The organism is Streptomyces albospinus, assembly GCF_014648695.1.
Lineage (GTDB): Bacteria > Actinomycetota > Actinomycetes > Streptomycetales > Streptomycetaceae > Streptomyces > Streptomyces albospinus.
On record NZ_BMRP01000013.1, the window covers coordinates 31,171 to 52,883 of the forward strand.

Here is a 21,713-nt window from a genome sequence, read left to right on the forward strand (position 1 = left end):
CAGGACCTTCCTGGGGGTCTTGGCGGGCACGGGGGTTCCATCCGGTGGGGCGGGACGGCCGGGCGGCATGGTCACCGGCCCGCCCGACGTCGCAGCGCCGGGCCCATCGCCAACTGGCACAGCGCCGCCAGCAGGCACAGCGCCGTGCAGCTCAGCCAGAGGGTGGTGGTGCCGGTGACCAGCAGCCGGGTGCCGGCGACCGGGGCGATCAGGAAGCCGGTGCCCCAGGCCATCCCGATCAGCCCGTTGTACCGGCCGCGCAGCGCGGCCGGCGCGAGGTCGGCGACCACGGCCGCGGTGACCGCGAAGACCAGGATCTCGCCGAGCGTCGACACCGCGACCGCGATGCCGTAGACCACCGCGGCGTGTGCCGTGGCGGCCACCGCGTTGCCGGCGGCGGCGACGGCGAAGCCGGTGGCCAGCACCCGGCTCTTGTCGAGGTCCGCGAGCCGGTGGCCGATCAGCGGTTGCACCGCGATGACGACGATGCCGTTGACGCCCATGACCATGCCGTAGGCGTCGCTGGACATCGCGGTGCTCTTCATCGCCAGCGGCAGGGTGGTGAACGCCTGCTGGAAGACGACGGCATAGACCACGATGATCCCGGAGAACGCGACCATCGCCCGGTCCCGTACGACGGTGCCGAAGCCGCCGGCGGTGCGCCCCCGGCCGGCCGGACGGGTCTCCGGGACGGCCAGCCACACCAGCACCCCGAAGACCGTGCAGGCCCCCGCGTCCAGCCAGAACAGCAACTGGTAGCCGTGGCCGGCGAGATAGCCGCCGAGCACCATGGCGACCGAGAAGCCGAGGTTGATCGCCCACAGCAGCAGCCCGAACGCGCGCGTGCGGTCCGCGGCGGGCACCGCGTCGGCGACCAGGGCCTGGGCGGCGGGCCGGAACAGGTCGAGGGTGATGCCGAGGGCGAAGCAGGCCGGGATAAGCACCGCAAGGGTCCGGGCGTGCCCGAGGACGAGCAGCGTGGCCCCGTTCGCCAGCATCCCGCCGGTCAGCGCCACCCGGCGGCCGAAGCGGTCGGCGAGGAACCCGCCGAGCGGCTGGGAGATCACCGAGCCGACGCCGCCGACCGCGAGGACGACGCCGGTGGTGGCGATCGGGACGTGCCGGACGCCGGTCAGATAGAGGCTCAGGAACGGATTGACCATCGCTCCGAGGCGGTTGACCAGCGATCCGCCCCACAACACCCAGAAGGCGCCCGGCAGTCCGCCCGCCCGCACCCGGACGAACGCCCGCAGCCGGCCTTCCCGGGCGATCCCGCCGGCCGCCGGGCCGGGCTCGTCGAGTCGGCTCACCGGGCGCTCCCGGCGGCGCCCGCCGCGGCCGGTTCCGCCCCCGCCGCCAGCGCCGCCCGGTCGACCTTGCCGTTCGCGGTCGTGGGCAGCCGGTCCAGCAGCCGGATCTCCTGGGGAACCATGTACGGGGGCAGCGTCTGCGCGCAGAACTCACGGAGCGCGCCCGCGTCACCGAGGTCGCCACCGGCGGCCGGCACGACGAAGGCGGCCAGCCGCTGACCGCCGCCGGGCAGCGGCAGCGGTATCGCGGTGGCCGCGGTGGCGCCCGGATGCTCCGTCAACCGCCGTTCCACCTCGGCCAGTTCGACGCGGTTGCCGTTGATCTGCACCTGGGAATCGATGCGCCCGGCGAAGTAGAACTCGCCGTCCGGGCCGCGCAGGGCCAGGTCCCCGGTCCGCAGGACGTACTGGCCGGACTGCGGGCACAGCGGGTCGGGGACCAGCGTCGCGCGGGTGGCCTCGCGGTCGTCCCAGTAGCCGGAGAACAGCGCCGGGCTGCGCAGATGGATCTCGCCGACGACACCGGGTGCGTCGATGACCGCGCCCGTCCCGTCGACGAGGAGCATCTCGGCGCCGGGGTGGGCGGTGCCGATGGAGAGCCGCTCGATGGACTCGGGCAGCGGGCTCGGCACGTCCTCGAAGGAGCAGGCCATGGATTCGGTGGCGCCGTAGCAGTTGACGATCCGGGCCGCGGGCAACAGCTCCTGGAGGCGGCGGAGTTCGGGCAGCGGGAACTCCTCGCCGCAGAAGAGGACGCCGCGCAGCCGGTCGAGCGCGGCCAGCCGCCGCGGTTCATGGCGCAGCACCTGCCGCCAGATCGACGGGACGCCGTTGACCTGCGTGGCCCCGGTCTCGCGCAGCACCCGCAGCAGATGCCGCGGCCAGCGCACCAGCGGCGGCGGGACGGGCACCACGGACGCGCCGCTGCCCAGCGCCAGCCCGATGTTGAGGAGCGAGAAGTCGAACTGGAGCGGCGAGGTGCTGGCGATCCGGTCCTCGGGGCCGGCGATCCGGTGCGCCAGCATGCCCCGGTAGAAGGCGACCACCGCGCGATGGCTCATCACCACGCCCTTGGGCCGCCCTGTGGTGCCGGAGGTGAAGATGATGTACGCCGGGTCGGTGACACAGGGCGTACCGCGCCGGGGCGGGCGGCGCACCGGGGCGCGGTCGACGGTCAGCCCGTCCGGACCGAACCGCGCGGTCCCCACGGGCGGCCGGACGTCCGTTCGCTGACCCGTCAACTCCTGGAGATGCAGGGCTGGTCGGACGGTTTCGGCGATGGATTCCAGGCGCCGGTACGGGGTTTCCGGGCTCACCGGGACGAAGGTGAGGCCGGCCCGCGAACAGGCGAGCAGCATCGCGATGGCCGGGGCGGTGGTGTCCGCCTCCAGGATGACCCGGGCGCCGGGTTCGATGCCCAGCGCGTGCAGCCCGGCGGCGTATTCGCCTACCAGGGCGGTGAGTTCGGCATAGGTCGTCACGGCGGTGTGGCCGGCCTGCGGCGATTCGATGACGGCGGGGGCGCCGGGGGAGTGCCGTGCCGGGTCGAGCAGGAAGTCGTGCAGGAAGTCATGGCGGACGCCCCCGGCGGTGTCGGCGGGGGTGGGCTGCTGCTGACTCACGTTGCGGAGCCCCCTTGTGGCGTTCGAGAACGGAGAGGTGGGGCGGAAACGGATAGAGCTCGATGAACGTGGTGAAAGGTGGGAAGCGCGGAGGAAAGCTGCCTCGATGTTCCAGAATCTGGAAATGTGATTCCGGGAAGTGGCAATCAGGCTCTCATGTTCGCGACGGCGCCGACATGTGAGGTAGATCACTTCGCTACTTCGGCAGCTCCTTGCGGCGGTCAACGGATTGTGGCAGCGTCGGCCTCGCATGGAATTTATCTTCCGCATCATGAAAATGCGACTTGGGGGAGTTGTATGTCCGAGGCAGGACCGCTTTCGCTGGGCCAGCTCTCGGTGTGGCACGACATCCGAGGCCTGCCGGCCGCCCGCCGGCACGAGCCGAACAACGCGGCGGCCTGGCCGCTGCCGCCCGGAGTGACCGTGGAGCAGGCCCGTACGGCGCTGCGCGCGATCGTCACCCGGCACCCGTCACTGCGGACCCGCTACGACGTCCACGACGCCGACGCCCCGCGCCAGTTGCCGCCCGACGTGCACCTCGACGACCACCTGCCGGTCGTCGAGGGCGACGGCACCGGACCCGACGAGCTCGCCGCGCAACTGGCCGCCGAGCCCTTCGACCTGGGCCGGCAGCACGGCTGGCGGGCCCGTTTACTGGCCCGCCGGGGCACCGCCTCCCACCTGCTGTTCGTCAAGCACCACATCGCCGCGGACGCCTGGGCCCAGGAACTCCTCCACCAGGAATTCCGCCGGGCGCTCACCGACCCGGCGGGACTGGGCGACACCCCGCCCGGCCCCGCCGACCTCGCCGCCGAACAGCACACCCCCGCCGGGCTCCGGCGCCGGGCACAGGCCCTCGACCACTGGGCCCAACTCCTGGACCGCGCCCCGTCCGTGGGCCTGCCGCGCGGTGCCGCCACCGAAGGCCGGGCCGTCCAGGGCACGTTGCACTCCGCGCCCGCCCGCCCGGCCGCGCACGCCGTCGCCGAACGCGCCAGGGTCTCCGTCTCCAGCGTCGTCCTCGCGGCCTACGTCCGCAGTGTGGCCCGGATGTGCGGCGCGGACGCGCTGCTGGTGCAGCTGATGAGCGCCAACCGCTTCGCCGGCCGCTGGCGGAACGTGGTGACCTCGATGAACCAGTGGGTCCCGGTGCTGATCGAACACGCCCGCGGCGACGATCTGGTCGAGCTGGCCGACGCCGTCCACTGGAGCGGCCTCGGCGCATTCCGGCACGGTATGCACGACGTCACCGCCGTCGCCGCGCTCCGCGCCCGTATGCCCGCGGCACCCGAACCGGCCTGCGCCTTCAACTACGTCGCGGTACCGGAGGGTTCGGCCCCCGATGCGCCGGTCGGGCCGGCCTGTGCCGGTGTGCCCGCCCTGACCTGGGAGGAACCCTTCACCACCATCGGCCCGCGCTGTTACGCCCGCGTGCTGGAGACCGAACGCGCGCTGTCCATCCGGCTGACCGCCAAGGACCTCGGCCGCGACGAGTGCGCCGAACTGCTCCGGGGCACGCACGAGGCCCTGCTGACCGCCGCCCGCGGGAACTGACCGGCGGCGGCCCGGACCGCGGGAACCCGGTACGCACCTGCCCCCGAACGTCTCCCACACCCTTTCCGTCACGGTGGGTCGGCCGGGCGTGCGGAGTTCACCCCACCGCCACCGCGCCCTCTTCCGGCGCCCGCTCACCGGTGCCCGGCCTGCCGCCCGCACACCGCCACCCGCCCCGGCCCCCTGCATCCCCGTGCCCGACCGTGCCCCAGGAGCTCTCCGGTGCCCGAACACGTGATCATCATCCACCGCTGGACCGACCGATACGCCGACTACGCCGCCTACCTCGACCACTGCGCGCACCGCGTCAGCTACGTCACCACCGAACGCGCCGCCCGCCACCTGCCGGCCGAACAGGCCGCCGGCGTACGGATCGTGGACAGCACGGAGAACGGGAAGGCGGTCCGCGAGGCGATCGACGCGCTGGTGGCACGGGCCGGGCCGGTGACCCGGATCGTCGCGCTCCAGGAGACCGATCTCGACCTGGCGGCCGACCTGCGCGGCGAGTTCGGCCTGCCCGGTCAGCGCGGCGCCGACCTGGAACCGCTGCGCGACAAACTCCTGATGGCCCGCCGGCTGGCCGCCGCGGGCATCGCCGTACCGCCCACCGCCGACGCTCCCGACCGCGCCGCGGTGGCCGCCTTCGCCGCCCGGCACGGCTGGCCGGTGCTGCTCAAACCGCGGCGCGGCACCGCCAGCGCCGGGATCACCCGGCTGGACTCCGCCGACCGACTGGCCGCCCACGACGTCCCGCGCGACGACCGCATGCTGGTCCAGCCGTGGCTGCCGGACCGGGTGCTGCACGTGGACGGCGTCTTCACCGGCGGCGGCCTCGGCGCCTGGCGGGCCGCCCGCTATCTGACGACCTGCCTGGAGTTCACCACCGGCACCGCACTCGCCTCGGTCGAGATCGACGACCCGCAACTCCTCGCCCGTATCGAGGAGATCACCGCTGCCACGGCCGGCGCGCTGTTCACCGGCCCCTCCGTCTTCCACCTGGAGCTCTTCGAGAGCGATCGCGGCGCGCTGACGGTTCTGGAGATCGGGGCGCGGCCGGGCGGCGCCGAAGTGCCCTTCGTCTGGCGGGAGGTGCACGGCATCGACCTGATGGCGGCGGCCTTCGCCCACCAGGCGGGCACGGACGACCGCTCCGCCCGGCCCGCTCCGGCCGGTGACGGCGTCGCGGGCTGGCTGCTGGTGCCGCCGTCGGTGCCGACGCCCTGCCGTGTGCGGGCGCAGCCGGCGTACCCGGAGGACGGTCCGTACGCCCAAGTCCTGCCGGACATCGGCGCGTTGCTGACCGGTGGTGGCTACGAGCACGCCGGGGCCCGGTTCCGTTTCCGTGGCGGCAGCAGCGCGGAGGTGACCGCCGCCATCCGCCGTACGATGCGCGACGCCGCCCTGGACTGCACGCCCGTCGACCCCGGAGAGCCCCCACAGCTCGTCGTCATCGGCTGCGGCAATCCGCCCTACCGCAGGTACGCGCTGCGCACCGTCGCCGAACGCGCCCGCACCGCCCTCGTCCAGTCCGCGGACATCGACTGGCAACGGAGCTACGTCGCCGACCGGTTCCGGGCCGCGGACACCGCCGACCCCGCCGCCACCACCCGGGCCGTCGCCGCGCTGCTGGCCGCGCACCCCGGCCCCGGAGCCGTACTGACCTGGGACGAGGCGCTGCTGGAGACCACCGCGGAGGTCGCCCGCCGGCTGCATCTGCCGCACATGAGCCCGGAGGCGGTCCGCCGCTGCCGCGACAAGCTCACCACCCGCCGGCTGCTGGCCGCCGCGGGCGTACCGTCCGCCCGTTTCCGCCACGCGCACAGCGGCGCACAGGCACAGGAAGCCGCACAGGAACTCGGGCTCCCGGTCGTGGTCAAACCGCGCGCCCTGGCCGGCAGCATCGGTGTCACCCTCGCCGCCGACCCCGGCGCGGTCGCCCGCGCCTACGAGCAGGCGGCGTCCTCCGCCTTCCCCGGACTCGGCGCACTGGACGGGGTGATCGTGGAGGAATACCTGTCCGGGCCGGAGATCAGCGTGGACTGCGCGGTCGCCGACGGAGCGGTACGGATCGTGAACGTGGCGCGCAAACGCCTGGGATTCGCCCCGTACTTCGAGGAGACCGGCCATCTCGTCGCCCCCTGGCGGCACGAGCCCTGGGCCGACGAGATCCAGGCCGTGGTCGCCGAGGCGCACACCGTCCTCGGCATCCGCACCGGCCTCACCCATACCGAACTGCGCCTGACCGCCACCGGACCGCGCATCGTCGAGGTCAACGGGCGCCTCGGCGGCGACTTCATCCCGCTTCTCGGCACCCTCGCCACCGGCGTCGACCCGGTCGCCGCCGCCACCGACCTCGCGCTCGGCCGGACCCCCGGCCTCACCCCCACCCGCGACCGCTGCGCCGAGGTCCGCTTCCTCTACCCCGAGCACGACGGCACCGTGCGCTCCCTCGACGTGCGCGCCGCCGCCGCGGAGCCCGGCATCGCCGAAGCCGTCCCGCTCGCCGCTCCCGGCACCGTGCTCCGGCTGCCCCCGCACGGCATCGTCCCGCGCCTCGCCGCCCTCCTGGCCGTCGGCCCGACCCCCGAGGACTGCGCGGCGGCACTCGACCGCGCCCGGCACGCCGTCCGGTACTCCCTCACCCCCCTCCGGTGACCCGGGGCCCGTCCCCGTACCACCGGCCTACGAAGAGAGATACGCGATATGTGGATCCTTGGCGTCAACGCACCGCCCGCCGGCTGGCACGACAGCGCCGCCTGCCTCGTCGACGAACACGGCGAGATCATCGCCTTCTCCGAGGAAGAGCGCTGCAACCGCCACCGCCACTCCCTCTACCGCAAGCCCCACAGCGCCGCCCGCTACGTCCTCCACCAGGCCGGCATCTCCCCGGGCGACATCGACGTGGTCGCCCTCGGCTGGGACAGCGAACAGCTCTACCCGCGCCGCTTCGCCACCGACGCCGACTTCCTCGCCTACGCCGTCGGCCTGGACTTCGGCGACCGCACCCCCGAGGTCGTCCGCGTGCCCCACCACCAGGCGCACGCGGCCTCCTCCTTCTACGCCTCGCCGTTCACCAAGGCCGGCGTCCTGGTCGTCGACGGCCACGGCGAGAACGAGTCCTCGACCATCTGGACCTACGAGGACGGCGCCGCGCCCCGCCGGGAACGCAGCTGGCCGCGCACCGCCTCCCTCGGCTATGCCTACGACGCCGCCTCCACCTGGCTCGGCTTCTCCTTCCTCAACGCCGGCAAGACCATGGGCCTGGCCGCCTACGGGCGCGCCGCCGGCATCGAGGTGGCACCCCTCGTCGACCTCGCCGCCGACGACTTCCGGCCGGCCGTCGCACCGCTCACCGAGAGCCGTGGGAGCGCCACCGCCGACGAGATCAGGGAGCAGTACGACACCGTCGTCGGCCGGTGGCGGGAGCGCTACTCCCGGATCGCCGGGGCCGACGGCCCGAGCGCGCCGGAGGACCGCCTCACCGACGACCCGAACGCCGTCCTCGTCGCCTACACCGCCCAGCGCATCATCGAGGACACCGTCCGCCACCTCGCCTCGCTCACCCGCAAGGCGGCCGGCGTCGAGGAACTCTGCCTCAGCGGCGGCGTCGCCCTCAATTGCAGCACCAACGGCACCCTGCCCGGACCGCTCTACGTCCCGCCGGTGCCGCACGACGCCGGGGTCGCGCTCGGCGCCGCCTGGACCGTCCGCCCGCCCTGGCGGCACACCATCCCGCTCAGCCCCTACCTGGGCACCGACATCCACGGCCCCGACTACGCCGGGCGGCAGGCCGCGCTCGACACCTCGGACCTGATCCGCACCGACCTGGACACCGACGACCTCACCGCCCTCCTCCTGGACGGCCGGGTCGGCGCGGTCGCCCAGGGCCGCGCCGAGGTCGGCCCGCGTGCGCTGTGCCGCCGCTCCATCATCGCCGTACCGGACACCGCGGGCGTCAACACGCGGGTCAACACCATCAAGAACCGCGAGCAGTGGCGCCCCTTCGCCGGCGTCACCCGCCCCGACTACGGCGCCGAACTCTGGGAGCAGCAGGAGTACTTGAGCCGCTATATGCTCGGCGCCGCCAAGGCCACCGAACTGGGCCGCAGCGTCGCCCCCGGCGTCGTGCACATCGACGGCACCACCCGCCCGCAGGTCCTGCACGGCGACGAGGCCCCGGCCGTCGGCGCCGCCCTGGACGCCCTCCGGAAGCAGGGCGCACCACCGGTGCTGCTCAACACGTCCTTCAACGACAAGGGCGAACCCATCGTCAACACCGCCGCCGACGCGCTCACCGCCTTCCGCGCCATGGACCTGGACTTCCTCGTCCTCGGGGACGACCTCTACCGCAAGACCGACCGGAGCGGAGGTGCGCACCGGTGACGGCCGACGTGCTGGTGCCGGCCGCACCGCCCCGCTTCCGCGCCTACGGCCCGCGCCACATCGACGACATCGCCGCCCGCCACGGCCTGCCCGCGGAGATCCGGGAGACCGTCCGCCGGGTCTCGCTGGTGCTGCCCTTCCGCGTCAACGAATACGTCCTGGACCAGCTCATCGACTGGGACGACGTGCCCGGCGACCCGATGTTCCAGCTGACCTTCCCGCAGCGCGGCATGCTGCCCCGGGACGACGAGGACCGGCTCGCCAAACTCTCCGCCGACCCCGCCGACAGACTGCTGCTCCGCGAGGCCGTCCAGGAGATCCGCGGCCGGCTCAACCCGCACCCCTCCGGCCAGCAGCAGCTCAACGTCCCCCGCCGGGACGGCGTCGAACTCCCCGGCCTCCAGCACAAATACCGCGAGACCGTCCTCTACTTCCCCGGCCAGGGCCAGACCTGCCACGCCTACTGCACCTACTGCTTCCGCTGGGCCCAGTTCATCGGGGACGCCGATCTGCGCTTCGCCGTCCCCGAACCGAGCGGACTGATCGACTACCTCGGCGCGCACCCCGAGGTCCACGACGTCCTGGTCACCGGCGGCGACCCGATGGTGATGTCCACCGAGCGGCTGCGCAGCCACCTGGAGCCGCTGCTCGGCGTCGACCCGGTCCGTACGATCCGGATCGGCACCAAGTCCGTGGCCTACTGGCCGCAGCGCTATGTCACCGACCCGGACGCCGACGACGTGCTGCGGCTCTTCGAGCGGATCGTGGCCTCCGGGCGGCAGTTGGCGGTGATGGCCCACTTCAGCCACCCCCGCGAGCTCGCCACCGACCTCGCGCGGCGGGCGCTGGCCCGGATCCGCGCCACCGGCGCGGTGATCTACTGCCAGGCGCCGGTGATCGCCCACGTCAACGACGACGCCCGGGTGTGGAGCGAGCTGTGGCGGGCCGAACTGGCCGCCGGCGCCGTGCCGTACTACCTGTTCGTGGAGCGGGACACCGGGCCGTACGACTACTTCAAGGTGCCGCTGGCCAGGGCCGCGGAGATCTTCGCCGACGCCTACCGCACGCTGCCCGGACTCGCCCGCACGGTCCGCGGCCCGGTCATGTCGGCGACCCCCGGCAAGGTCGTGGTGGACGGGGTCGAGCACACCCCCGAAGGCGCCTTCTTCCAGCTGCGGATGCTCCAGGCGCGGCAGCCGGGGCTGGTGGGCCGGCCGTTCCGGGCCCGCTACTCGGCCACCGCCGCCTGGCTCGACGAACTGGAGCCGGACCCCGCCACACCTGCCGACCTCGCGGCAGCCGTACGGGGCCAGGCCCCGGCCCCGCACACCGAAGGGAACCCGCGATGACCGCCGGTACCGCCGCGCCCCCCGCGCCCTCGCCGAACCTCGCCCTCAACCAGCTCGTCGACCAGCGCCGGGCCCGGGGCGACTCCCTGGTCCATCTGGCCTTCGGCGAGGCCCGGTTGCCGGTCCTGCCGCAGCTCGCCGACCGGCTCGCCGCCGGTGCGACCCGGACCGCGTACGGGCCGGTGGCCGGCGGCGAGGGCGTACGCACCGCGGTCGCCGGCTACTTCACCCGCCGCCGGCTGCCCACCACCGCCGACCGGATCGTGGTCGCACCCGGCAGCAAACCGCTGCTGATGGCCCTGCAACTCGTCATCCCCGGCGATGTGCTGCTGCCCCGCCCCGCCTGGAACACCTACGCACCCCAGGCGGCCTACGCCGGCAAGCGGGCCTTCGGCGTCCCCATCCCCGCCGACTGCGGCGGCGTCCCCGACCCCGCCGCGTTGCGCACCGCCCTCCACCGGGCCCGGGCCACCGGCGCCGACCCCCGCCTGCTGATCCTCACACTCCCGGACAACCCCACCGGCACCCTCGCCCCGCCCGCGCTGATCCGCGAACTGAGCGCACTGGCACGGGAGGAGGACCTGCTGATCGTCGCCGACGAGATCTACCGCGACATCGTCCACGACCCGGACGCCACCCCCTTCCTCAGCCCCGCCGAAGCCGCCCCGGAACGCACCGTCGTCACCAGCGGACTCTCCAAGACCCTCGGCCTCGGCGGCTGGCGCATCGGCGTGGCGCGGTTCCCCGAGGGCGACACCGGCGAACTCCTGCGGGACGCGGTGGTCGCCGCCGCCAGTGAGCTGTGGTCCACCCTCGCCGGGCCGATGCAGCAGGTCGCCGAGTACGCCTACGCCGAGCCGCCGGAGATCGTGGCACGGATGCGGGCCGGCGCCCGGCTGCACGGCGCGGTGGCCCGGGCCGTCCACCGGATCGCCGTCGACGCCGGGGCGAGCTGCCGCCCGCCCACCGGCGGCTTCTACGTCTACCCGGACTTCGCACCGCTCCGAGACCGGCTCGCCGCCCGCGGCATCACCGACTCGGCGTCCCTCGCCGGGGCCCTCCTCGACGACTCCCACATCGTCGTCCTCGCCGGCCACCTCCTGGGCGACGACCCCCAGGCGCTCCGCTTCAAGGCCGCCACCAGCCTGCTCTACGGCGACGAGCGGCAGCAGACGGAAGCGCTCTGCGCCGACGACCCCACCCAACTGCCCCATATCGCAGGTGAGTTGGCCCGCATCGCCGACGGGTTCGGCCGGCTTGCCGCCCCGCGCCCCTGACCGGAGGGAGAACCGTGAAGGAAATACCCCCCACCCCGGAATCCTTCGGGGAGATCGCCGCCGCCGCGGACCGGCTGCTCGCCGGCATCGCGGGCCTGGCCGACGCCGACATCCCGGTGCCGTCCCGGCTGCCCGGCTGGACCCGAGGCCATGTCCTCAGCCACCTCGCCCGGCAGGCCCCGGCCCTGGAACGGCTGCTGGAATGGGCCCGTACCGGAGTCGTCACCCCGCAGTACCCGGACCGGGCGACCCGCAACGCCGAGATCGACGCGGGCGCACACCGCCCCGCCGCGACCCTGGCCGCGGACGTACGGGACACCGCGGCCCGATTCCAGCGCACCGCAGAAACGCTGCCGGCGCCCGCCTGGCAGGCGACCATTCGGCCCTTCACCGGCGAACTCTGCACCCCGCAACGGGTGTTGGTGATCCGCGTCCGGGAGCTCGAACTGCACCACGTCGACCTCGCCATCGGCTACGAGGTCGCAGACATCCCCGCATCGGCCCGGCGGATCATCCTCGCCGACGTCCTGGGCTACTACGCCGAGGCCGACGGGGTACCGGACTTCACCCTGCGCGACCACGAGGGAGCGGTGCTCGCCCGGTTCGGGACCGGCGGACCGGTGGTCTCCGGCACCCCCGCCGACGCCCTGGGCTGGCTGGCCGGCCGCACCAGCGGCGCCGGGCTCCACTCGACGACCGGGCAGCTGCCTGTGCTGCCGCCCTGGCTGTGACCCTCGCCCCCCGCGAACACCGCCACCCCGACCGGAAGAAAGCGACCCCCTATGGCGCACCTCGAACTCGGATCGGTCCGTACCGGTCTGCTGGACTGCATCCAGGTCAACCTGGCGGTACTGGCCGACCACCACCACGGCCCGGGCGCCCATCTGCGACTCGGCTCGTCCCTCGGCTTTCGCGCGGGGCAGCGCGCCGACGACGGCCTGCCGACCGTCGACCCGCCGCTGACCGAGCAGCTGACGACCCTGCCCGGCCTCCTCGGGCTCCGCGTCGTCCGGCGCGCCCGCCTGCCGCGTACGGAACTCCTCGCCGCCCTCGCCGACGACGGCGGCACCCGCTACGTCGTCGCGGACTCCTACCACCTGCCCTGGCTGCCGTATCACGGCCGGGCGCACATGGAGCACAGCTTCCTGCTCACCGCGGGACCCGAAGGCTGGCTGGTCACCGACGGCTACCGCAACGAGACCGCCTGGGGGCCGGCCACCCCCGGCCACTGGCTGCTCTCCGCCGCGGACCTTGACGGGATCGCGGAGGCCGAGGTGGTCGAGCTGGCGGCGGCGCAGCTCACCCCGGTCTCCGCGCTGCCGCCCACGCCGTCCCTCGACGAGGCGGCCGTCGACGCCTACCTCGACGCCTACGACCGCTGCCCGGACCGCGACCGGGCCATCGGGCAACTCACCGTGGAGACCTGGCTGCTGGCCCGTACGCGCAAGCTGCACGCCACCTACCGCGCGCTGTTCGCCGGCCGGGTCGACGGGCCCGGCCCCGGCCCGGAGGCGGAACACCTGCGCGCCTGGGACAAGGTCGTGGAGCAGACCTATCTCGCCCACCGCCGGGTCTCCCGCGGCCGGGCCGAGCCCCCCGGCGTCGTCGACCGGCTGCGCGCCGTCCTCGCCGCCGACCGCACGGTCTTCGGCGTGGTACCGGAACCGGCGGCCACCCCCGCCCCCGACGCCGAGCTGCGGCGGCAGGTGGCCGCCGTCGCCGCCGCGGTGCTCGGTGTCGCACCGTCAGAACTCCTCGCCGGAGCGGCATTCGACTCCTTCCCCTCCTTCAGCTCCTTTCGGCTGGTCGAGATCATCGAGCAGCTGGAGAGCGCGCTGGACCGGGAACTCGACGCCGACGAGCTGATCCCGGAAAACCTCCGCCGGGTCGACGACCTCTGCCGTATCGCCCGCTGAGCCCCCTCCCCGAACAGGAGACACACCCCATGGACCCCCGCTTCACCGCACTCCTCCGCCCCTTCCTCAAGCACTCCGGCCCCGAAGAGGCCGCCCTCACCCCCGACACCGACCTGCGCAGGCTCGGCGTCGACTCCATGCAGGCCATCGAGCTGCTGTTCGCCATCGAGGACACCTTCGGGATCTCCCTGCCGGACGAAGAGCTCAACGACACCACCTTCGCCACCGCCGGCAGCCTGTGGCGCGTGATCGTCGACCAGCTGGCCGACGAGGTCCCGGCATGAGCCGCGCGCTCGCGCTGACGGACCGGCTGGCCGAGGTCGCCGAGGTCACCGAGCGGTATGCCGCCGACACCGACCGGGCCGCCGCCTTCCCGGTGGACGCCCTGGCGGCGCTGCGCCGCACCGGCCTGCTCGGCCTGCTGGTCCCCGCCGAATACGGCGGACTCGGCGGATCGGTCAGGGATTTGGTGACCGCGGCACAGACCCTGGGCCGCAGCGACATGTCCGTCGGCATGATTTTCGCCATGCACTGCCAGCAGTCCGCGGCGCTGGTCGGCCACGGCGGCGACCGGCTGCGCAAGGAGCTCCTGCCCAGGGTCGCGGCCGGCGAACTCTATCTCGCCTCGGTCACCACCGAAGCCGGCAAGGGCGGGCACCTGCTCACCGCCCGCGCCCAACTCGCCGACGAGGACGGTATGTTGACGCTCGACCGGTTCGCGCCAATCGTCACCGGCGGCGCCCACGCCGACGGCTTCCTGATCACCATGCGCAGCCCGGGGGAGGACGCCACGGCCGGCGAGGTGTCCCTCGTCTACGCCCACCGCGACCAGGTCGAGATCACCGCCTCCGGCGACTGGCAGCCCATGGGCATGCGGGCCAGCCACAGCATCGCCCTGAAGCTGACCGGACAGATTCCCGGCCATCAACTCGTCGGCGAACAGGGCGGGTTCCACCGCATCGCCGCCGAGGTCTTCGGCCCGCTCGCCCACGTCGGCTGGTCCGCGGTCTGGCTCGGCACGGCGGCCGGTGCGCTCTCCCGCGTCCTGCGGCTGCTGCGCAGCCCCGCGGGCCGGGAGCGCTTCGACCTCTCCTCCGAGCTGCTGCTCACCCGCCTCTCCCGTGCCCGGCAGCGGCTGGACACCGTCCACGCACTCCTCCAGCAGACCCTGCGAACGCTGGAGGCCGGCCAGGACCTCTCCGTCCCGGCGCGGCAGCTCCAGCTCAACGCGCTCAAGATCACGGCCGCCGATGAGTGCCACGCCGCCGTCGACGACCTGGTCACCGCGCTCGGCCTGCGCCACGGCTACCTCCAGGACTCGCCCACCCGTCTCGAACGCGCCCTCCGGGACCTGCGCTCCGCGGCCCTCAACTACAGCAACGACCGCCTCCATCTCGCCGACGGCCGGCTGGCGCTCCGCGACCAGGGGGTCAGCTTTGCCTGACACCCGCCTCCCGGAGACCCCGCCCGGACTCCCGGCCACCCCCTACGCCGCCCTTGACGCGCTGCCGCCCACCGCGACCGGCGCCGAGGTCTGGCGCGCCCTCGGCGGGGCGGGCCTGCTCACCCGGGCGTACCGCGGCGGCAACCCCCGCACCGGACCGGACCCCGAAGGGCTCGCCGACCTTCTCAGCGCCGCGGACGCCCGCTTCTCTCTCGCCGCCACCCTGTCCGTCAGCGTCCAACTCGCCACCGCACTACCACTCCTGGCGAACGGTCAGCAGGACTGCGCGCGCCACGCACTGGACCGCGCCCTCGCGGGCCGGGCCACCGTCGCCCTCGCCGCCACCGACGCGACGGCGGGCACCGACCTCACCGCCCTGCGCACCCACCTCACGCTCGACGACGACGGGCTGACCCTCACCGGCGAGAAGAACTGGATCGCCAACACCACCACAGCCGCTCACTTCCTCGTCCTGGCCCGGCACCGCCCCGGCCGCCACTTCACCCACTTCACCTGGGTCCTGGTCCCCGCCGGCACCCCCGGCGTCACCGTCCGCCCCGCCGACTCGGCGCTCTTCGCCGACTCCGGCACCGGGCACCTCGCCTTCGACGGCGTCCGGCTCGGCCGCGACCACGTACTCGGCCGGGCCGGATTCGGGCTGCCGCTCTTCGCCCGCCATATCGCCACCGAACGGCTCGCCGGCGCCCAGTGGGGCGTCGCCCTCTGCCGCCGGGTGCTGGTGGACACCCACCGCCATCTCACCCGCCGCGCACACGGCGACGGCACCCTGTGGGACCTGGACGCGGTCCGCCAGCGCTTCGCGTCCTGCCTGGTCCGGGTACGCGAACTCCGGGCACTGGTGGCGGACTTGTCGGACGCGGTGGCGCTCCATCACGACGCCACGGCCGCCGCCACCCTCAAGGCCGCGGCCGGCGCCACCGTCCACCACGTACTCGACACCTGCGGCCAGCTGTGGGGCGCGGTCGGGTTCACCACCGGCGGAATCCAGGAACTCCGCGCCCAGGCCGCGCTGTTCGGCATCGGGGGAGGGGCGACCGAGGTCGTCCTCGGCACCCTCGCGTACGACGCCGAGACCGTACTCGCCGAACTCGCCCGGCCGGGCACCCTCCCGTGACCGGCCCGCTCCAGGTCGCGGACCGGGTCTGGGTGAGCGCCGCGACCGACGTGGCGCACGAGCCCAGCCGGCACCGCGACGACCTGCGCCGGGCCGCGGTCCTGCCCGAATGGCGCATCCGCGAATTCCTCGCCGGCCGGGGCCTGTTGCGGCAGCTGCTGGCCGCGATCCGGCCGGACCTGGCCGACGCCGAGATCGCCCCGGACCGGCGCGGAAAGCCCGCCCTGCGCGGTCACCCCGGCATCGGTGTCAGCATCTCCCACACCCAGGGCGGGACGGCCGCCGGGCTCGCCCTCGGCCGCGACCTCGGCGTGGACCTCCAGTGCCCCGCCCCCGCCGTCACCGCATCCTTCACCCGTCGGCTGCTGCCGGCGCACGCCCAGCGGCTCGCCGCCCTGCCCCCGGCACGCGCAGCAGAGGAGGTGGCCTGGGTCTGGACCGCCCAGGAGGCCTGCGTCAAGGCCGGCGGAGCCGGACTCGCCGGCCGTCCCTGGACCATCGGCATCCCGCCCGGTGCCCGCACCGGACGCTGGCGCGGCTACCGCTGGATCAGCCTCCGCGGCCACTCCACCATGCCGCTGAGCTGCGCCTTCACCGATCCCGACGACCACGAGAAAGCCGGACCGTACGCATGAGCACACCGCCCGCCGCCGCACCGCAGACCCTCTATGACTGGTTCGCCGCCTCCGCCGCCCGCCACGGCACCCGACCCGCCCTGGAAATCGGCGGGATCGCCCTCACCTACACCGAACTCGCCACCGCAGCAGAGGCGTTGGCCTCCCGTCTGCGCCGGGACCTCGGCCTCGGGGCACCGCCGCGCCGCATCGGGCTGCTCGCCGCCCGCACTGCCGTCGCCTACGCCGGATACCTCGCCATCCAGCGACTGGGCGCCACCGCCGTCCCGCTCGGCCCCGCCTTCCCGCCCGAGCGCAACGCGGCGATCGCCACCGCCGCCCGACTCGACGCGGTACTCGCCGACTCCACCGCCGACCACGCCGACCGGCTCGGCACCCCGGCCCTCACCCTCACCGACGCCGAACTCCTCGCCCTGGCACCGCAACCGCTCCCCGCAATCCACCCCGCCCGCCCGCACGACCTGGCCTACATCCTCTTCACCTCGGGCTCGACCGGGGTCCCCAAGGGCGTTCCCATCCAGCACCGCAACATCTGCGCCTACCTCGCCCAGGTCGTCCCGCGCCACGCCGCCGGCCCCGGCGACCGCTGCTCGCAGACCTTCGAGCTGACCTTCGACCCCTCGGTGCACGACATGTTCACCGCCTGGGGGAGCGGCGCCACCCTCGTCGTCCCGACCCGCGGCGAACTCCTCTCCCCGGTCCGCTTCATCAACCGCCGGGCGATCACCCACTGGAACTCCGTCCCCTCCGCGATCTCCCTCGCCCACCGCCTCCGCGCCCTCACGCCCGCCGCCCTGCCCACTCTCCGCAGCAGCATGTTCTGCGGCGAACCGCTCACCCTCGGGCAGGCCGACGCCTGGCAGCAGGCCGCCCCGCACAGCACGGTGGAGAACGCCTACGGCCCGACCGAACTGACCGTCACCTGCGTGACCTACCGCCTCCCCGCGGACCGTACGGCCTGGCCGCAGCCCGCCAACGGCACCGTCCCCATCGGCACCCCGCACCCCGACCTCCAAGTACTCGTCCACACGGGCGAGTTGTGCGTGCGCGGGCCGCAGCGCTTCCCCGGCTACCTCGACCCGGCCGGCAACACCGGCCGCTTCCTCGCCCCCGACGGATCCCCGTACGACCCCGCCACCCCGCTCACCGACGCGCACTGGTACCGCACCGGCGACCGGGTCGGCCCGCTCGCCGGCGGCCCGGCCGACGAGCCGCCGCTGGTCCACCTCGGACGCGACGACCAGCAGGTGCAGGTGCACGGCTACCGCGTGGAACTCGGCGAGGTGGAGGCCGCGCTGCGCGCACTCCCCGGCGTCCTCGACGCGGCCGTGCTGCCGCGGGCCACCCCCGCCGGCACCGAACTCACCGCCGCCTACACCACCGGCGCCGCCCCCACCGGCGGGGACGACCTGCGCACCGCCCTCCGCACGCGCCTGCCCGCCTACATGGTCCCGGCCACCCTCACCGCCCTGGACTCCCTCCCGCTCAACGCCAACGGGAAACTGGACCGGGTGGCGCTGGCGGACGTCCTCACCGGGCCGGTCGCCCGCCGCCGAGCCGCGGAAAGTCCTCCGCCAGCAGCGTCGCGAGGTCGAGAAACGCCTCGCGGGTCCTGAACCGCAGCCGGTGCAGGGCGATCTCGCGCATGCTGTCCAGGCGGTGGTCGTAGGGGAGGAAGACCACCCCGCCCGGATGGTCCCCCAGTCGTGCGGCGATGTCGTCGCGCCGCAACGTCCGGTTGGGAGGGGCGAGCGCGGTCACCACCAGCGCCGCCCGCTCGGCGAGCGCCCCGTACCCGCGGCGGTCGAGACGTGCCAGCAGATCCGTGGCGCGGGCGATGCCCTCCTCCGTCGACCGGGTCACGATGATCAGCCGGTCGGTCAACGCGAGCGCGGCGTCCGTGACGTCCTCGGTACGCAGATAGGCCCAGTCCGCGAGGACCACCGGGAAATGGCGGCTCAACAGCTCCACCACCCCGCGGTATTCCTCGTCGTACAGGGGGCCGGGGGCGGAGTAGCCGGCGGTGTGGGCGAGCGCACGCAGCCCTGATGGACCGTCAACAGTGTGCTGTAGTACGTCGTCATGGCTGCTGAGAGTGGGCAGGGCGCGCATGAGGTCCTGGCGCCCGGCGGCATGGCTTCCGACGTGCAGTCGTCCGGTCAGTCCGCCGATGCTCCGTCCCGCGTCGAGCGCGATCACCCCGCCACCGCGGACGTCGGCCAGTACGGCTCCGAGCGCGACCGTGACGGTGCTCCGGCCGACGTCGGCTTCGGTGCCGACCACGGTGGCCCGGTAGCCGAAATCCAGTCGGGCGCGGAGGAGTTCCCGCTTCCGCGTGGACGTGCCGACGCCCCCGCGCAGCGAGAACCGGGCCCGGTCGGCGGACAGGGGCGCGGACAGCTCCCGTGCCGAGCGCTCCGCGGCGGCGGCGTCGAGCGGGATCCGCCGACCGGCACCGACCGGGAGCGGTCCTCCGGCGCGCACGGCCGGCGCGGCCCGCCCACCCGACGCTGCGGACTCGCCTGCCCGCAGCTCGGTCGCCAACGGGACGTACCGGGCGAAGCACTCGGCGACCTGACTCGCCGTCGGGCGCGCCCCCGGGGCCTCCGCCAGGCACGCCAGGACGATCTCCCGCAGCGGACGCCAGGTGTCCCCCTGCCACAGCGCCATGTCCCCGTTCTCCGGGGACGACGGGGTGCGGTGCTTGTCGCCGAGGCGGCGCAGGATCTGTCCCAGCGACATGACGTTGTCCTCCATCGTCGGCACGGCCTCGGCACCCCTGGCCCGAGACGTGCCGTCGACCACGCACCGGCCCAGCCCGGTCAGCATCAGGGACCGGCCGACGACATGGATGCTCTGCGGGGTCAGTTCGGGCAGCACCAGCCCCTTCAGATGGCAGAGGCTGACGGCGCCGGCCAGATGCCAGCCGTACGCGATCGACAGCAGGGTGTCGCGGCGCAGCCGGGAGCCGTACTCCGGCCGCAGCAGGCTGCTGAGCTGCGGCGGCGGCCCGGCCTCGGACCCGCCGGACGGGCGGTAGAGCATCATGGCGAGCCAGGGCGGCTCGCGGTACGTCTCCGCGCGCTGGTCCGTGTGCTGCACCGGGTGCAGCTCCGCGCCGAGCAGCAGCGGCGCGTACTGCCCGGCCATCCGCGTCAGCGCGGTCACCTCCGTGCCGAGCAGCGCCTGCGCCTCGTCGGGCGGAACGCCCGGCCGGATCACCCGCACCGCGGCCTCGCCGCCGTCCCGGTCGCGCCCCAGATAGACGAGGGAGCGGGTGCCGGGCTGGCGCCCGTGGAGGGTGTACGGGCCGAGGCGGCGCGGATCGCGGGCGGTGAGCGGACGCCAGCCGTCCGGATCCTCCGACTCGGCACCGCCCTCGTCCTCCTCCGCCGGCACTCCCTGGAGAGAGGCGCCGAGCCGGGACATCAGCCGCCGCTCCACGGACGAGAAGGCGCGCGACCCGGCCGGCAGCCGGTCCATCCCGTCCGGGTGGGCGAGCCAGGCGGGGAAGTCGGGGGACCGGCCGGCCAGTTGCTCCAGACGGCGACCTATGTGGCGGCCGGTGCGCAGGAGTTCAGGGGTGGACACCGTGTCCAGCAGGGCGGACTTCGCGGCCTCCGGGAAGTCGAAGATCCGGTGCTGGTCGCGGAGCGGGCCGGACACCGGCGCCGCCACCGGCTGCATCAGACCACCGAGGAACACCTCGGCCAGATGCGCGGTGTCCGCCGCCCACGGGACCGCGCTCTGCACCAGCCGCATCACCGGCACGGACACCGGCGCGACCGCCGCGATATGGGCGGCGAGACGGTACGCCTCCGGAGAGGCCGCGTCCCTGAACCGCCGTACGCCGTCCGCGCCGTCGCCGACCGGGGGCACGACCGTACGGCCGGCCGGGCCGTGCAGCAGCGGGAGATCGACCGTGCCGCCGGCCGAGGCGAGCAGCCGCGACCACGTCGCGACCGGGCCCGCGGACGTCTCCAGCACCGGCACCGGCAGACCGTCGAACGGTGCCAGCTCGGCGGGCAGCACCGGGTCGCTGATGTGCCACGAACCGCCGGCGGCGCCGCGCCGGCGGGTGGTGACCCGCCAGCGGTCGGCCTGGATCCCCGAGCCGCCCCACAGCCGCGGTGGCAGCGCGTGCAGCACGGCCACCGGCCCGCCGGCCGCCCAGCGCCGCAGCAGCCGGTGCATCCGGCCGTCCCGCCAGGCCGCGCCCATCCCGTCGCTGAGCAGCAGGATCAGCGTCCGGCCGGAGGCGTCGGCCAGCACGGTGGGCGGCAGCGAGCTGGTGTCCGGGTCGAACGGCCGGCCGCGCAGCAGCGGGGCACCGGGGCTCCGGGTGTCCAGGCCGTGCACGCGGACCATCCGGAACGCGCCGATCCGCTGCATCATGATCCGCCACTCGACCGCCAGCCGCCGCCACAGCAGCATCGACATCCCGTCGTCGACGACCAGTGCGAGGTCCAGCCAGCGCTCCTGCCCGGGACGCAGCACGACATCCGGCAGCCCGCTCTCGGCCAGCGCCGCGGCCGTCGCCGCCTCGTCGAACTCCTGGACGCGGGCGGTCGGCCGACGCTGCCGCAGCGGACGCAGCGCCCGGCCGATGCCCAACTCGCCCAGCAGCGCCTTGTTCTCCGGCACCCGCAGCGGCATCGCGGCACTGCTCTTCGGCGGCGGCGGGAACTGCGCACGCGCCGGGCGGCGGGCGGTCGCGGGCACCGGAGCCGCATGCAGGTCGCCGCCCAGGTCGTCCAGCGGAAGGACCTCGGATGGACCGGCCGCCTCCGCACCGTCGTCCACCTCCGGAGCCGGCGGCGGGGGCGCCGCGCCGGTCGGCGGTGCGGGCGCCGCGGCGATACCGAGGGCACGGGCGAGCGGCGCGGTGTCCTGACCTGCGGGCAGCCGTCCGGCCAGCCAGAGCGCGTCGAGCAGCGCATGGCGGTCCAGCTCGACACCGGCGCCCGCGAGGACCGCCAGCACCTCCCCGATCCGCTCCGACCGCCCCGCCGCGCCGGCGGCAGCCGCACCGCCCCCGGCCGCAGGCCCGCTCGCCGCCCCCGGCATCCCCCCGTCCGCCGCCATCGC

15 protein-coding genes are annotated in these 21,713 nt (G+C 74.5%); 12 read left to right on the forward strand and 3 right to left on the reverse strand.

All coding sequences use genetic code 11. The features are described from left to right. Positions 1-71: 71 nt before the first annotated feature. Together IEZ17_RS19150 and IEZ17_RS19155 are read right to left on the reverse strand one after the other, a co-directional pair. Positions 72-1,310 (reverse strand): MFS transporter, encoded by a 1,239-nt coding sequence (locus IEZ17_RS19150; RefSeq protein ID WP_189301712.1) that lies wholly within the window; start codon positions 1,308-1,310, stop codon positions 72-74. Continuing rightward, a complete protein-coding gene (locus tag IEZ17_RS19155) occupies positions 1,307-2,932 on the reverse strand; it encodes an AMP-binding protein (RefSeq protein ID WP_229852388.1) in 1,626 nt (541 codons plus the stop codon). Before IEZ17_RS19155 ends, IEZ17_RS19150 begins: the two co-directional genes overlap by 4 nt. A 297-nt stretch (positions 2,933-3,229) precedes the next feature. Here IEZ17_RS19155 and IEZ17_RS19160 point away from each other — a divergent pair, with 297 nt between their 5' ends. The 12 genes from IEZ17_RS19160 to IEZ17_RS19215 all read left to right on the forward strand — a co-directional run bounded on the left by IEZ17_RS19160 (position 3,230) and on the right by IEZ17_RS19215 (position 18,241). Next, entirely contained in the window at positions 3,230-4,486 is a 1,257-nt protein-coding gene (locus IEZ17_RS19160; protein ID WP_189301716.1) for a condensation domain-containing protein, read from the forward strand. A gap of 222 nt (positions 4,487-4,708) precedes the next feature. Continuing rightward, on the forward strand, positions 4,709-7,141 hold the full coding sequence (locus IEZ17_RS19165; RefSeq protein ID WP_189301718.1) for an ATP-grasp domain-containing protein: 2,433 nt from the start codon (positions 4,709-4,711) through the stop codon (positions 7,139-7,141). A gap of 48 nt (positions 7,142-7,189) precedes the next feature. Further along, positions 7,190-8,869: a carbamoyltransferase C-terminal domain-containing protein gene (locus IEZ17_RS19170; RefSeq protein WP_189301720.1), complete on the forward strand. Its 1,680-nt coding sequence runs from the start codon at positions 7,190-7,192 to the stop codon at positions 8,867-8,869. Beyond that, the gene (locus IEZ17_RS19175) at positions 8,866-10,218 is read left to right on the forward strand and encodes a KamA family radical SAM protein (protein WP_189301722.1); all 1,353 of its coding nucleotides are present in this window, start codon (positions 8,866-8,868) and stop codon (positions 10,216-10,218) included. The genes IEZ17_RS19170 and IEZ17_RS19175 overlap by 4 nt, the downstream gene beginning before the upstream one ends. Beyond that, complete coding sequence (locus IEZ17_RS19180) at positions 10,215-11,495, forward strand: pyridoxal phosphate-dependent aminotransferase (protein ID WP_189301725.1); 1,281 nt, start codon at positions 10,215-10,217, stop codon at positions 11,493-11,495. The genes IEZ17_RS19175 and IEZ17_RS19180 overlap by 4 nt, the downstream gene beginning before the upstream one ends. A 14-nt stretch (positions 11,496-11,509) precedes the next feature. Further along, positions 11,510-12,226 (forward strand): maleylpyruvate isomerase family mycothiol-dependent enzyme, encoded by a 717-nt coding sequence (locus tag IEZ17_RS19185; protein WP_189301727.1) that lies wholly within the window; start codon positions 11,510-11,512, stop codon positions 12,224-12,226. Positions 12,227-12,277: 51 nt separating this feature from the next. Further along, on the forward strand, positions 12,278-13,411 hold the full coding sequence (locus tag IEZ17_RS19190; RefSeq protein WP_189301728.1) for a hypothetical protein: 1,134 nt from the start codon (positions 12,278-12,280) through the stop codon (positions 13,409-13,411). A 29-nt stretch (positions 13,412-13,440) separates the two neighbouring features. Then, positions 13,441-13,695 carry an acyl carrier protein gene (locus IEZ17_RS19195; RefSeq protein WP_189301730.1) on the forward strand — a complete coding sequence of 85 codons (255 nt, stop codon included), beginning with the start codon at positions 13,441-13,443 and terminating at the stop codon, positions 13,693-13,695. After that, positions 13,692-14,855 carry an acyl-CoA dehydrogenase family protein gene (locus IEZ17_RS19200; protein ID WP_189301732.1) on the forward strand — a complete coding sequence of 388 codons (1,164 nt, stop codon included), beginning with the start codon at positions 13,692-13,694 and terminating at the stop codon, positions 14,853-14,855. The genes IEZ17_RS19195 and IEZ17_RS19200 overlap by 4 nt, the downstream gene beginning before the upstream one ends. After that, positions 14,848-15,990: an acyl-CoA dehydrogenase family protein gene (locus IEZ17_RS19205; protein ID WP_229852389.1), complete on the forward strand. Its 1,143-nt coding sequence runs from the start codon at positions 14,848-14,850 to the stop codon at positions 15,988-15,990. The genes IEZ17_RS19200 and IEZ17_RS19205 overlap by 8 nt, the downstream gene beginning before the upstream one ends. Continuing rightward, positions 15,987-16,625, forward strand: a complete 639-nt coding sequence (locus tag IEZ17_RS19210; protein WP_229852390.1) for a 4'-phosphopantetheinyl transferase family protein — start codon at positions 15,987-15,989, stop codon at positions 16,623-16,625. Before IEZ17_RS19205 ends, IEZ17_RS19210 begins: the two co-directional genes overlap by 4 nt. Further along, a complete protein-coding gene (locus tag IEZ17_RS19215) occupies positions 16,622-18,241 on the forward strand; it encodes an AMP-binding protein (protein WP_189301734.1) in 1,620 nt (539 codons plus the stop codon). The genes IEZ17_RS19210 and IEZ17_RS19215 overlap by 4 nt, the downstream gene beginning before the upstream one ends. Here IEZ17_RS19215 and IEZ17_RS19220 read toward each other — a convergent pair. Continuing rightward, on the reverse strand, positions 18,156-21,710 hold the full coding sequence (locus IEZ17_RS19220; protein WP_189301736.1) for an SAV_2336 N-terminal domain-related protein: 3,555 nt from the start codon (positions 21,708-21,710) through the stop codon (positions 18,156-18,158). The genes IEZ17_RS19215 and IEZ17_RS19220 overlap by 86 nt on opposite strands. Positions 21,711-21,713: the final 3 nt, after the last annotated feature.